10 protein-coding genes and 2 pseudogenes are annotated in these 12,414 nt (G+C 68.1%); 7 read left to right on the top strand and 5 right to left on the bottom strand.

Going from position 1 to position 12,414, the window contains the following annotated elements:
* Positions 1 to 115: 115 nt before the first annotated feature.
* Positions 116 to 523, top strand: a complete 408-nt coding sequence (locus tag ACFYY7_RS43910; RefSeq protein WP_388671606.1) for a contact-dependent growth inhibition system immunity protein — start codon at positions 116 to 118, stop codon at positions 521 to 523.
* Between the two features lie 115 nt (positions 524 to 638).
* Here the strand turns inward: ACFYY7_RS43910 and ACFYY7_RS43905 are convergent, their stop codons facing one another.
* Both ACFYY7_RS43905 and ACFYY7_RS43900 read right to left on the bottom strand, forming a co-directional pair.
* Positions 639 to 1,592, bottom strand: coding sequence for a Ku protein (locus ACFYY7_RS43905; RefSeq protein WP_388671603.1), 954 nt, complete (start codon positions 1,590 to 1,592; stop codon positions 639 to 641).
* 391 nt (positions 1,593 to 1,983) lie between these two features.
* Positions 1,984 to 2,373 carry a peptidase inhibitor family I36 protein gene (locus ACFYY7_RS43900; RefSeq protein WP_358951924.1) on the bottom strand — a complete coding sequence of 130 codons (390 nt, stop codon included), beginning with the start codon at positions 2,371 to 2,373 and terminating at the stop codon, positions 1,984 to 1,986.
* A 210-nt stretch (positions 2,374 to 2,583) separates the two neighbouring features.
* On the opposite strand from ACFYY7_RS43900, the pseudogene ACFYY7_RS43895 reads away from it, so the two are divergent.
* Positions 2,584 to 3,296: pseudogene (locus tag ACFYY7_RS43895) on the top strand (HNH endonuclease family protein).
* Between the two features lie 337 nt (positions 3,297 to 3,633).
* Here the strand turns inward: ACFYY7_RS43895 and ACFYY7_RS43890 are convergent.
* Positions 3,634 to 3,918 (bottom strand): annotated as a pseudogene (locus ACFYY7_RS43890) (HNH endonuclease); the annotation flags it as partial.
* Between the two features lie 26 nt (positions 3,919 to 3,944).
* Between ACFYY7_RS43890 and ACFYY7_RS43885 the strand changes: the two are divergent.
* From ACFYY7_RS43885 to ACFYY7_RS43870, 4 genes are all read left to right on the top strand, one after another.
* Positions 3,945 to 5,366 (top strand): tetratricopeptide repeat protein, encoded by a 1,422-nt coding sequence (locus tag ACFYY7_RS43885; protein ID WP_388671599.1) that lies wholly within the window; start codon positions 3,945 to 3,947, stop codon positions 5,364 to 5,366.
* A 172-nt stretch (positions 5,367 to 5,538) separates the two neighbouring features.
* Positions 5,539 to 5,844, top strand: coding sequence for a hypothetical protein (locus ACFYY7_RS43880; protein ID WP_388671596.1), 306 nt, complete (start codon positions 5,539 to 5,541; stop codon positions 5,842 to 5,844).
* A 742-nt stretch (positions 5,845 to 6,586) separates the two neighbouring features.
* Positions 6,587 to 7,636, top strand: coding sequence for a NucA/NucB deoxyribonuclease domain-containing protein (locus ACFYY7_RS43875; RefSeq protein WP_388671594.1), 1,050 nt, complete (start codon positions 6,587 to 6,589; stop codon positions 7,634 to 7,636).
* A gap of 51 nt (positions 7,637 to 7,687) precedes the next feature.
* Positions 7,688 to 8,170 (top strand): hypothetical protein, encoded by a 483-nt coding sequence (locus ACFYY7_RS43870; RefSeq protein ID WP_388671592.1) that lies wholly within the window; start codon positions 7,688 to 7,690, stop codon positions 8,168 to 8,170.
* Positions 8,171 to 8,947: 777 nt separating this feature from the next.
* Here ACFYY7_RS43870 and ACFYY7_RS43865 read toward each other — a convergent pair.
* Entirely contained in the window at positions 8,948 to 9,814 is an 867-nt protein-coding gene (locus tag ACFYY7_RS43865; protein ID WP_388671589.1) for a hypothetical protein, read from the bottom strand.
* Complete coding sequence (locus tag ACFYY7_RS43860) at positions 9,811 to 10,335, bottom strand: sigma-70 family RNA polymerase sigma factor (protein WP_388671586.1); 525 nt, start codon at positions 10,333 to 10,335, stop codon at positions 9,811 to 9,813. The genes ACFYY7_RS43865 and ACFYY7_RS43860 overlap by 4 nt, the downstream gene beginning before the upstream one ends.
* A gap of 687 nt (positions 10,336 to 11,022) precedes the next feature.
* On the opposite strand from ACFYY7_RS43860, the gene ACFYY7_RS43855 reads away from it, so the two are divergent.
* A complete protein-coding gene (locus ACFYY7_RS43855; RefSeq protein ID WP_388671583.1) occupies positions 11,023 to 11,376 on the top strand; it encodes a hypothetical protein in 354 nt (117 codons plus the stop codon).
* The last annotated feature ends 1,038 nt before the right edge of the window (positions 11,377 to 12,414 follow it).

The raw sequence follows: 12,414 nt of genomic DNA, 5'->3' as shown, positions 1-12,414 counted from the left end.
GGGGGGGGCGCCGCGGGGGGGGGGCCGGGGCGGGGGGGGCGGGGGGGGGGGGGGCCCCCCCCCCCCCCCCCCCCCCCCCCCCCCCGACCACACGCATTCACGAGAGAATCGCCTGGTGACTGTATCTATCGACCGTAGTCGGTCCCTTGAGGAGCTTGAACGTGATCGCTGGCAGGCGCCCCCGCCTGACGCCACCCGTCTCATTGCGACGGCGCATGCCCTGCGGAGTCGGCCGGTCGGGACTCTGACCGTTGAGGACCTGCGCCTGCTGATCGGGCAGGACATTGGGCTGCCGGTGCTTCTTCCGCTCGCGGTGGAGGTGCTTCGTGACAACCCGCTGGCCGAAGGCGACATGTACGAGGGCGACCTGCTGCGCGCGGTCCTGACCAGGAACTCAGCTGTCTGGAGCGCTTATCCGGAACTTGCGAGGCAACTGACCTTCATCGTCGGCGGCCTCTCCGACCTCTCGCCAGACCTGCGGAGCAAGGTTGAGTGGTTCGTAGGCGCCGTCCAGAATTCCTGACGCGTCGCAGGTGCACTGATGAGGCAGGGATGCGGCCGTGGGCGGCAGGCTGCCCGGGGTGGCGAGCATCGGAGCGATCCGCGGCAACTCCATGACCATCCGGCTCCGCGCCTGTTCAGGACGCGCTGCGCTTCCTCGCGGCCGCGGTCTTCTTCGTGGTGGTCTTCTTCGCCGTGGTCTTCTTGGCGGCCGTGGTCTTCCTGGCCGGGGCGGCCTTCTTCTTCGCCGCGGTCTTCTTGCGTGGCTGCATCGCGTGCACGGTGGCGTCCTGGTCCTGGCCGTGCTCGCCGCGCGATTCTCTGGCCGCCTTGACGGAGGCGTTCAGAGCGGCCATCAGGTCGACGACCTTCCCGGGCTCCTGCTCCTCGCCCTCGGCCGGTTCCGGGAGTTCGGTGCCCTCGGCCTTCGCCTCGATCAGTTCCTCCAGGGCTTCGCGGTACTCGTCCCGGAAGCCGGAGATGTCGTCGAGGGCCATGGTGTCGGTGAGCTGGACGGCCCGCTCGATCTCCTCGTCGCCCAGGTCGACGTCCTTGGGCTTGAGGGACTCGGGGCTACGGATCTCGTCGGGCCACCGCATCGCGTGCAGCACGATCGCATCCTCACGCACCCGCAGCAGCCCCAGCCGCTCACGGTTGTGCCACGCGAACTTGGCGACCGCGACCTTGTCGGAGCGCTCCAGCGCCTTGCGGAGCAGCGTGTACGGCTTCGCCGCGACCTGCCCGTCGATCGCGAGGAAGTACGAGTCGCTGATCCGGATTGGATCGATGCTGTCGGCGTCGACGAACGCGACGATCTCGATCGCATTCGCGGTGGGCAGCGGCATCTCGTCGAGTTCTTCATCGGTGACCGGGACGAGCTCGTCCTTGGTGAGTTCGTAGCCCTTGCCGATCTCTTCCTGCGGCACGACCTCGTCGTCGATCGAGCAGATCTTGCGTGTGCGGACCCGGCCCATGTCCTCCAGGTGGACCTGGTGGAAGCGGATGGAATGGTCCTCGGTCGCGCTCACGACCTTGATAGGAATGCTGACCAGACCAAAACTCACTGCTCCGGTCCACAAGGGCCGCGGCATCCGTACCTCCAGGCCCCCCTGGCGGGTAGTGGGACGGGAAGCGGACCAGCGCGCCAGGAAGAAAGGCGCGCTGACCCCGCGCGGAGACAGGGGCGCGGCCGGGCCGCCTCCCGTACTCCGATCCTTGTGCGAGGCGGGAGTGATCGCATTACAGAAGACACCGATGGCGCCGTAGCCGGCCCAGCCACACCGGCCAGGGCGGCCTCTTCGGACTCTCCCGACTGCTCAGGGCTGCGCCGTGGGCCTGGTGACGACGAAGTCCTCGCCGCGAGTCCCCGCCCGCGGCGATCACCAGAAGCGGCTGCCCAGGAGCGCCCGCTGATGCACGAGACAGCGTCCTGCTGCTGCCACCGTATGGGTGGCCGTCCACGTCCGTAGGAGGTGTTCGTGTTCAGCCGCAGTCGTTGTTGTTGATTTTCAGGGAGCGGGTCTGGTCGTTGAGGTTGTAGCCGCGAAGGTCGTGGATGGAGCCGCCGCTGCGGGTCACGCAGACCCAGCGGCCGCTGTAGTTCCGCTTTTCGTAGACACGGGCGGTGCGTTCGGAGTTGTTGCGGACCGAGCTGCCGCGGTCCCGGATCGCGGACGGAAGGTCCTTCACGCCGCCGTCGACGGCGCGTCGTACCCATGGCTGTCCGCCAAAGTTGATCTCGGGGTAGATACACACGTAGCCGGGCGGGCAGTCGATCTCGGCCCGCACCATGCCAGAGGCGGAGGCGGGGACGGCCAGAGAGGGCAGGGCCAGGGCGGCGACTGCCGCGGCACGCATCACATTCTTGATCACGACACCAGGCATACCGGCTGCGATGCGCAGGAAGAACGACGTGGCCCGCGGGATCACTCCGGCGGAGGAGCCGAACGGGCTCTACGTGCACGAACAGGGCCCAGCACCAGCCCAGGACCAGACCCGCGCCACGCACCCGGTACGACTTCCCACCCACGCGGGTGACACACGCCGGGCAGCAACGATTCTGCGCTGACAGGGGCCCGGAGCATGATCGGCGTGATTCGTCATCTGCGCCGAACCGCGCTCCTCACCGCCGCTTCGGCTCTCGCCGGGCTCGCGCTGACCGCCGCCCCCATCACCGCCACCGCGGCAGGCCCCCACACCCCCGCCCGCCAGGCGCTCCCCGGTCAGGCGCCGTCCCTGCGCGAGCTCCCCGAACCGCCCGACGCGGTCAAGGCCCGCGAACTGCTCGCGGACCTGGTGGTGGCCGACGAGGACGACGTCCCCGGCTACAGCAGGGCGAAGTTCCCGCACTGGATCACCCAGCACGGCACCTGTGACACCCGTGAGGTCGTGCTTCAGCGCGACGGTCAGGAGGTGGTCCAGGACGACCAGTGCCGGGCCGTGTCCGGCAGCTGGTATTCCGAGTACGACGGCCTGACCATCGACTCCGCCTCCCGCATCGACATCGACCACGTCGTCCCCCTCAAGGAGCCTGGCGGTCGGGGGCCTCGGAGTGGTCGACGCCCGAGCGGCGCGCGTTCGCCAACGATCTGGTCGACTCGCAGTTGATCGCGGTGTCGGCGGGCAGCAACCGGGCGAAGGGCGACAAGGACCCGGGGAACTGGAAGCCGTCGCTGCAGTCGTACTGGTGCACCTACAGCCGTGCCTGGATCAGCGTGAAGGCCACCTACCAGCTCACCGCCAACCCGGCCGAGGCCGCAGCCCTGTCCCAGATGCTCGACACCTGCGCCACCTGACCCCACCGGGCAGCATCGGCCGGGAGCCCCGCCCGGTGACCGCCGGGGTACCGGACGATCCGTCCTTGCCCCGACTTGCCGCGGGGGAGGAGCAGGCTTTCCCCGCCCCGACCCTCTTCCTCCGCGGCGATCCCAGCACTTCCGCCCCCGCAACCCCGCAACAGCGACATGGAGTTGAATCAGGAAGGCACACATCGTGATCCGCGCCTTCCCGAACCCGAGCGCCACAGCGTGGTCACGGCATTTGGACCTGGTCGTGGAGGTACTGGCCGGGTCCGGCCGGTACGGCACCCTCACCGCGACCCGGATACGGTGAGGGCACATGTCTGGTTGCTGGTCAGGGGGCGACCTCGTACTTCACGACGGTGTCGGAGCATGCCTTGGCCAGCTTCTCCAGGGCTGCGCGCTCCTTGTCGTCCGCGGTGAGTTTCCAGCGGAGCTTGGTGCCCACCCAGTCGGCGCCGTACGTGCACTGCGCGGACGTGGCCGGCGGGAGCCATTCGGCTGGGTCCCGGTCGGCCTTGGACCGGTTGGTCTTCGCGGTGACGGCGACCAGCGACCTGTCGACGGTGAGGTCGTTGGCGTACTGTTCGCGCCGTTCCGCATCCCACTTCGAGGCTCCGAGTGGCGGGGAGCGTCATTCCAACTGTGCTGTATTCGAAGATGTCGGTGGTGTCGGCCCGGTGTCAGGGGCGAGCGCTATGGTGCTTGGCCGTGGACGCTACTGATCTTGACTACCGAGCCCGGACGCGGTCCGGCTGCATACCGCCGGAGCTGGTCTCGCGGCTGCTCGAACGAGGCCATGCCGATGTGGTTGAGCTGCAGGCCGGACGCGGGGAGTGGTTCTGCGCGCTGGCGTGGGCGCGGGTGTTGGGTGAGCAGGGCCGAGAGGCCGACGCGTTGGAGGCGCTCGCCCCGTACGTGGCGACGGGCTGGTGGACGGCTGTTGTTGCCGCGGCCAAGTTGCTGGAAGGCTGGGGCCGCATCGACGAGGCGATCGAGATCAGCCAGACCCGCATGGAAGCGGGGCACCCGATGGCTTTGGAGGCCTACACGCGGCTGCTCGCCCGGCACGGCCGCGCCGAGGAAGCGTTCGATCTGCTCGTGCCGCACGTCGACGACTGGGTGCTCGCCACTGCCCTGGTCGCCGTCGCCTCCGTTGCCGGCCGCGAAGAGGAGGCCGCCGCGCTGCTCGTCGGCCGGATCCGGGCCGACCACTGCTGCGACGGCCCGTGGTGCTGCCGCGGCCTCGATTCCGACATGGCGCTCGGCCTGCTCGCGACGATCCGCGAGCGCCAGGGCCACATTGATGAGGCCATCGCTCTGCTCCGCCGCCGACAGATCACCTCAATCAACTGCCGAGACCAACTCGCCGACCTGTTGACCCGGCACGACCGAGTCGAGGAACTTCGCGCCTACGCCGCGCTGGACGGGCATGAGGAGGCCGTACAGCGGCTGGCGGAGCTGCTGGAGGAGGATGGCGACGTGGAGGGCGCGATCGCGGTATACGGGCAGGCCGGCGGCCCCGCGACCCGGGACCCGAACTCGGCTTACGAGCTTGCGCAGCTCTTGGCCCGACACGGACGGGGCGGAGAGGCGATCGCCGTGATGCGCGCCCAGGCCGACGCGCACCATAGCGACGACTGGATTCTCCACGCCTTGTCCGAGCTGTGCCTCGACCAGGGCCGCCCCGCCGACGGCCTCGCCCACCTCGACGCCCTCGACGCCCAGCGCGGGGGCGAGGACGAGTGGGAGCTGTACTGGATGCGGTTGCCGCTGATCGCCGCCTGCAGTGGGGTCGACGAGGCGGTTGAACGGGCCCGAGCCCACCCCGAAGGCACCGCCTGGTACGCGGCGGAGCACGTTGCACACCTCCTCGCCGGTGTCGGCCGCACCGAGGAAGCCGTTACCGTCCTCCAGCAGCACGACCGCAGGAACAGCCATGACCTCGCCGGCTACCTCGTCGACCTCGGCCGCGTTGAGGAGGCCCTGGCCATCCTGTTGCACAGAAGCTTCCCGCCCCCGCTCGTGCCGACGACGCACCTGTGGTCCGACGAGCCACCATTCTGAAGCCCTGACCGAGTGCTGGCGATGACGGCCCATCACTCGATGGTTGGTGGGGCCGCCTCGCGGGTGACGACAGCCAGCACCGGTGGGCCACCGTCCCGGGGGGACATACGGGCTTCGAGGTAGGCGGTCCAGTCGTGGCCGCGCGGCGCCGCCAGTGCTCGGCGGTGACTGCGTGGAGTCCGAGCAGGGGTGCGAGGACGGCTGGCGGCAGGTCCTCGGCGAGCTGGACCAGTGCGGTGGTGCGGGCCGGCCGGATGGGGATGTGGTGTGCGGCCAGGAGTCTGGCGAGGGCGGCGGAGGAGATGTGCTGGCCGGGGCGGGTGCCGGGGAAGAGCCAGTGGCGCGGCAAGTTCGCTGCCCAGCCGGAGGGCGGCGACTGGGCGACGAGTTCGGCCAGGAGGAGCGCGACGGGTTCGGGCAGGCGGATATCGAGGCATTCCAGATCTGCAAGCCTGAGACGGGCCTGGCCGACGGGTAGGGCCGTACGGATCGCACGACGGTCTCGTCGGTACGGTGCAGCACTGTTCTATGGCCGTCGAGCTTGGGCTCGTACCACCAGCCCGGCCCCTGGGGCAGGACCGGGCCAGTGCCACCTTGGTTGGGAACTTCACGGAACCGATCCTGCGAGCCCTGCCGGGGCGCAGTTCCATGCCGGCGACGGCCAGGTGATCTGGCGGGACGGCCGCGAGCTTGCGGGTGAGGACGTTGAGGGCCGCCTTTGAGACCCCGTAGGCGGGGGTTTCGCCGGACATGCGTTCCAGCGACCCGGACTCGCTGGAAACGTTCACCAGGCGCGGGCCCCCAAAGCCGACAACCTAGGACAACCAGAGGGCGCGGCGCCCTGTAGCCCACGGCGCCAGCAGGCTTTCGCCGCCCATCCCCCGATGTCGTTCGAGTCGCCAGCAACTTTGCAATAGTGCTCCTGTGACTCGATTGCAACTCGTCTCCTCAGATGACTTTCGGTCTGCTCGATAAGCCTATTGTCTGGAAACTTGCAATTCGCTTGATGGGTAGAGGTTCTGTCTATACGTTTGCTCACATTGCAACAGCCAAGTCTGTTGCGTCGTGTGCCTGACCGCAGCACAGGGCATTGCTCGGGGGAGCCAGTTGACATCTCCAGCCCTGCTGCGTTCCGGGCCGTCAGGAGGGGGAATCAATTGAGCATCACACGTCAACGGATCGCGGCGGTCATCGGAGCGGCAGGCATCACAGCTGCCCTCATGACCGGCACCGCACCCGCCCATGCGCAGCCCACCGCCCAAGCACTGAATGCCGATTGCCACAAGGCCGTTCAGTCCGCCGCCGCGCGCGGTGAGCACACCGCCACCTGTACCCAGGCGACCGGGACAACGGCCGCCGCGTCCACCGCGATGTCAGCTGCGGCCGGGCTGACATGCAGGGCCGGCTACCTCACCTATGACCGGCACAAGGCGTGCTCGATGAGCAGCCTGCGGTTCGACATCATTGAGGTGCCCAGTGGGAAGCTGTTGGGCACGATGAACATCCGGGTCACTCAGCGTACGTCGCTGGCGGCCAGGGACTCGCGTACCTGGAAGCACACCATCGGTCTCTACCCGGCCAGTGCCAGCGGGGCGGCGCGGGGCGTGATCGCAAGCCTGAAGCTGAATTGCGGCAAGTCCGCGAAGACCAAGTGCACGGTGACCTCCGCTCCCGGTGCCAAGGGGCTGTCGGTCAAGAAGGAAACCAGCTTCCCGTTCGCCCTGAAATCACCCGGGCCGAAGACGCTCAAGCACAAGGAAACACCCGTCGTCACCCTGAAGGCGGCCGTCGGGTCACCTGCCACCGGCAGCCTCGCGCAGGCCGCCACCGTGCGCTGCGACTCCGTCAAGGGGATCACGACCAAGGCAGGCGGGTGTGTTCACCCCGGGTATGTTCCTGTCTTCGCGATGTCCCGCACCGACAAGAACGTCAAGGAAGCGGCGCAGCATGTCTGGGACGCGCAGCGCAAGCTGAAGGGGCATCCGGGGCTGCCCGGCGTGGGCAAGCCTTTGCACCGCACCACTGACAAGGCGCTGATTAAGAAGAACCGTGGCAAGGCCTGCCCGAGCAGTCTGCCCCGCCCGACGGGCAAGAGCTGCGACGAGTACCCCTTCGCGTCGACCAAGGAAGGCGGAGCGACGGGTGTCTTCAGCCGCAGGATGATCAACGAGAAGCACAACAGCACCGCCGGTGGATCCAAGTACCTGCTCAAGGCGTACAAGGACAATAGGATCCTGAACGGCGACGCCTTCTGGGTCGCCATCTCCTGACGCCGAGGAGGCACCCGTATGCCGGAAGAACGTGGGAGTACCCGTGTGTGGGTGTATGCCCGTCAGTTCTACATCGTCGACCCGGACCTCGGTACCGACCAGGCACCGGACATCGCGGACGCCGGCAACGGGCTGATCGCCGTCGAGGAGGACGGTGCCAGTGTCCTGACCGGATTGACCGTCGGACCGGTCGAGGTCACCGTTACCACGCACGTGTCCGAGCCACCGCTCCACGACGGTGACTGGGACGAGGTGGTGGAGACGTCGTTCGTCTCCACCACCGGCTCGGCTCTTGTCACCTCCTGGGAGGACGGCGAAGCCGAGGACCTGCCCGACCTCGCCACCAGCGGACCGGGAAGCTACCGCGTGCGTGTCCATGCCCGAGGCCGTGACGAGGGACGTGCCAAGGACAGTCTCGGCCCGGACGACGACCCGGTCGAGGCCTACCTGCTTCAGGTGTGGCCCGCTCCCGCGGCCGAAGAACAGATCATCCGCCAGACCGACCAGGTCGGCGACGAATGGCGCCAGCTCTAGAAGAACAATGGGGTCCGCCGCCACAGGGCGGCGGACCCGTCGCTGAAAGACCCTGGCCCGCGAGCCTTCGAGACTGGCATAGGCGTTGGAGAACACGGACGAACCGGGAAGCGACGCCATCGGCTTCGCGGCGAGTGACGGATATCGCCTACCCCGACTGCGGCGCAGCGCCCGGAAACGCTGCAAAACTCCCAGCAGCCACCCGCGTCAGACCCGAGTTGCACAGTTCCGCCGCCGGTTCCCCTCCGCCTGATCTCTCTGGCCGCTCGTCGCCGGCTGCGGTACCGAAAGAGCCCGGCCGGGCGGAAGCCGTCGCCTGGCCACGTCTGTAGACGAGAGTCGACACCGTTGGCCCGAGAGGCTGGGCCCTCCCCGACGCGGACCGACCGCGCGGCCGCCCGGTACGGTGTCCACCGGCTGGGCCTGCTTCACCACCGGTGATCAGCTTTTCACCCCAGTCCCCAGCACCCCGGATCAGCGCTCTGGCCCGGGGTACAGCCGTGTCTCCACCAGCAGCACCGCCTGACTCGGCACTCTGTGCCCATGACCGACGTCTTTGACCACGCGCCGCAACCGGGCAGGGACTCAGGCCGCAGTAGCCGCCTCGCACACATCAGCTACTACCGGCTCAGCCCCAAAACCACCGGTGCAGACGTCGTCGTTCCCCTGCGCCGCGCAACCCCTGCGTTTCTGGTCAACTCTTGGGCAGCCCACCCCGTGAAGGCGCAAGGTTAGGGAGACGGGCGACGCGCGCTGAACTGGGCTCCTGCCGGGTCGTCATCTGCTGCCTCGTACGGTGCCTTCTACTTCTTCGTCTGTCCGTTGATGTTCTCCGGATTCGTCGTTGGTGCTTCTGCGCCTGATCTGGGTCCCGTCTCCTTCACGACGGCGGGGTTTGTCCCCGGTGCTGATCGAGGATGCGGCCGCGACCAGAATTCCGACCTGCTCAGCGAAGTCGGGCCCGGGCAGAGGCAGATCGACGTCCGGCTCATCGTGGACATACCCGACCGCGACGGCTGTGGGGAGGTACTCCATCAGGGCATCGACTACCTCGGAGCGGCGGCGGCCACTGCGGTGGATGAGCTGGCGGAACACCCGCAGCACGGTAGGCATGCTGGTGTCGACGCTCCGTACCGACTCCGGTACGGTCCAGGATCCCTGCGACTCCTTCTGGCCGGGGGCAGATCCCTTCGCCGGCGTGGAGGGGGCCGGGCAACTGTCCACCTGTGTCTGCTCGTACCACCAGGCCGCGGCATCCCTCTCGCCGAGGGACAGATGATGCAGATACAGGCAGTAGGACGCGGCCTTGTCTCCGGCTCCGGAGGCGTACTGCCACCACGACCGGGCCCCGTCCTCCGACTCGGCGAGCTGGAGGATGCAGCCCAGCACCCGGGCTCCGTCCGGATCGGGCAGTTGCTCGGTCACGAACCCGCTCAGCGCGGAGGCGGGGGTGCGCGACACCAACGCCTCGCACAAGGCCAGCAGATCCTGGTTCGCCGCCTCACTCAGAGAGTCTGTGGGGCCGACGCCGGCCCCACCGGCCACGAGCCCGCCCGCGCCGGAGATCCGGTCGTACGGATCTTCCGGCCTGCTCGGATGGTCGATCAGCCGGGCCCGCGAGAGGAGCTCGTCGATAGCGGTCACAATGCATTCCCTTCAGGGTCGCTTTCAGTACCGAGAACGGCTTCCACCACATGCCTGGCGTGCCGCTCATCGGATCGGACGGAGGCAATCGGAACACCGAGGACATCGGCAACGGTGGAAGGCGGCATGCCGCGCAGATGCCGCAGGACCATCACATCGAGCTGCTGATCGGGCAGGCGGCTCAGCACCTTGAACAACGCGCTGGACTCCTCGTACTGGGCGAACCGCTCCTCATCGGACGCCGCCCGCTCCAACGCCACGGTGTCGAACGCGGCGGCCCCGAAATCAGGACGGCCATCGACATGCGGGGCCCGCGCCATCACGCTGCTCCGCAGCACGGACCACGCGAACCTCACCACGTCCGAGCTGGCCAGAGCCTCGTCCCAGCGCAGCTCCAGCACGTCGAAGGCGTCATTGACCACCTTGCTCACCAGGGCGGAGTTGCAAAGGAACACATCGGCATAGGACTCGTAGAACCCTTCCTGGAGCTCCTTGAACGCCTGGTGATCGATGGGCGGCACATCCGGGCTGGTGGAGACCGCCGCAGGCCGTTCGATACACCGGGCGCCGCCCGCCGGGCACCGGACCGACGACGAGCACGACCAGGAGCACGGAGCCGGCACCGCGCCCGCGACTGCTGTCCGCCGAGCGGACCGAGCCGGTGTGCTCCTGCTGACGCCAAGCAGCTGGCCGCGCGAAAAGGCCGGCGAATCCACCCCGGCCTGGGAGCCACCGCCGCGGGACGGGCCGGTCTGACTCAGGCCTCTGCACGGGTGGTGGGACCAGTGAGCGCGGCGACGTCCGGCTGGCCGCGGGCTGGTACGGTCACGGCGCATCGTCCCCGAACACAAGGAATCGACTCCTAATGATGGCTCAGTGGGCACGGTATCGCCGTCACATGATCATGCTCGTCATCGTCGGCGTCCTGCTGATCACGGTTTCTCGTATGGGGCAGTCCTCAGGGGGCTTCCTTGCCACCGGAATCGCCGCAGTCGTGCTCGGGGTGGCTCTCCTCGTCGTGACGATAGTGGGCGGGCGTCGTCCTCGGCGCCCATAGCGGGCCCGGTCCTCCGAACCGTCGGAGGACCGGGCTCGTGCCGTGTGCCAACCCGCCCAAGCGATGTGTCGTTTCGGGGGGGGAGTGGTGCGGGCTGTCCGATCCGGGCCGTAGTGTGGGTGCCCTGGTCGAGATCTGGGAGGGACGGGGCATGGAGGCAGCCACCGCACGGTTCATTGAGGAGTCCACGGCTCTGCCGCCGGCGGCGCTCGCAGCGTTGTACGAGGACTCCCTTGACCGCTGGAGCCGGGGCGGCCGCGAGGCCAGCCGTGCGACCAGGGTCTCCGCGTCTGAGAACTCCGCGATCGAACGTGCCGTCCGCACCGCTCTCCTCCGCCGCACCCACGAGCTGGACGCCTTCCGCCCGCACCTCTGCTTCGACATCCAACCCGCCTGCTCGATCGCCGCGTGCGCTGTCTGCAAGCGTACGAAACTGACGGAGGAGCAGTACCGGGTGCTGCTGGACCCGTTCGAGGCGGCAGGGGTCACGGTCCCAGGGTGGTGAGTACCGAGACCTAGGGCGTGTCTCTTTGACTTCACGTTGATCGGGCCACGTGCAAGGGTGGTGGCCATGCCGCAGCTTGGTCGCCACCTCCGGCCCTTCAGGTTCGCGCTCGGGCTTGCCCAGACGAACTTCACGGCATGCCTGCAGACAGGCGCCCCGGCTCTGTGGCACGCCTTGACGGCGGACAAGGTGACGCTCTGCGGCATCCCTCAGCGCCAAGTGACGGTTTATCGGCATCTGTTCGTCGCGAAGAAGTCCGGGACGTGCTCGGGCTGCCGGGCTAAGCCTTGATCCACTGATCCGGCGTCTGTGGATAACTCTTCTTGAAACGAGGAAGTGCCTCGTGACCTGCGATGATGGGAGTTCTTCAGGCTTCCAGCACGCACGATCAGCAAGGCACTTCCGAGATGCAAGTTTCCCATACGCCGGCGGCGGTCTCCGCTGTGTTCGGTGACCGAACTCGCCGGTCTTCTGGGAGTACGTCGACGAGGGCTGAACCCTGAGAGGACACCGCCATCGCGGGCATCAGCGTGCAGTCCACCGGTGGCGGCGACGCCGCGCGTGGAACCGCCCGGGGAACGTCGACGACCAAGTAGTGGGGCTGCGCGAGCCCCAGGAACATCAAGCCGCCGCTGGCGGACCAAGGAGCCACGATTTTGCGGTGGCCCAGGAGCAGGGGTGAGACATGCGTTGCGTTAACTGTGGACAAGAGACTGAGTATGAACACGCGCCCCCCATGGGGGGCTCACCGGAGATAGGGTTGGTACACGTCAGCAGCGGTATGATGGCCTGTTTCCCGGAGCGTGGTCCGGCAAGCCCGATTGTCAAAGCTCCGGTGCCACCGCACCTCCGCCACCTTCTGGAGCAGGGACCGCGGTTGCCTCCTCCGCTACCACCCGGATTCCTGATCGAGGAGGACGAGCCCGGTTCGGGGGCGTGCAGCCCAACGGCACTGTGACGTCCGTGTCACGCGGGCTGCCCCAGCCGTCGGAGCCCTGTCCGACCCGGACCGTAGCCTGACCGCTGTCCACTGTCCGC

It is taken from the genome of Streptomyces sp. NPDC001933 (assembly GCF_042890955.1).
GTDB lineage: Bacteria > Actinomycetota > Actinomycetes > Streptomycetales > Streptomycetaceae > Streptomyces.
This window is presented reverse-complemented; position numbering and strand designations above follow the sequence as displayed.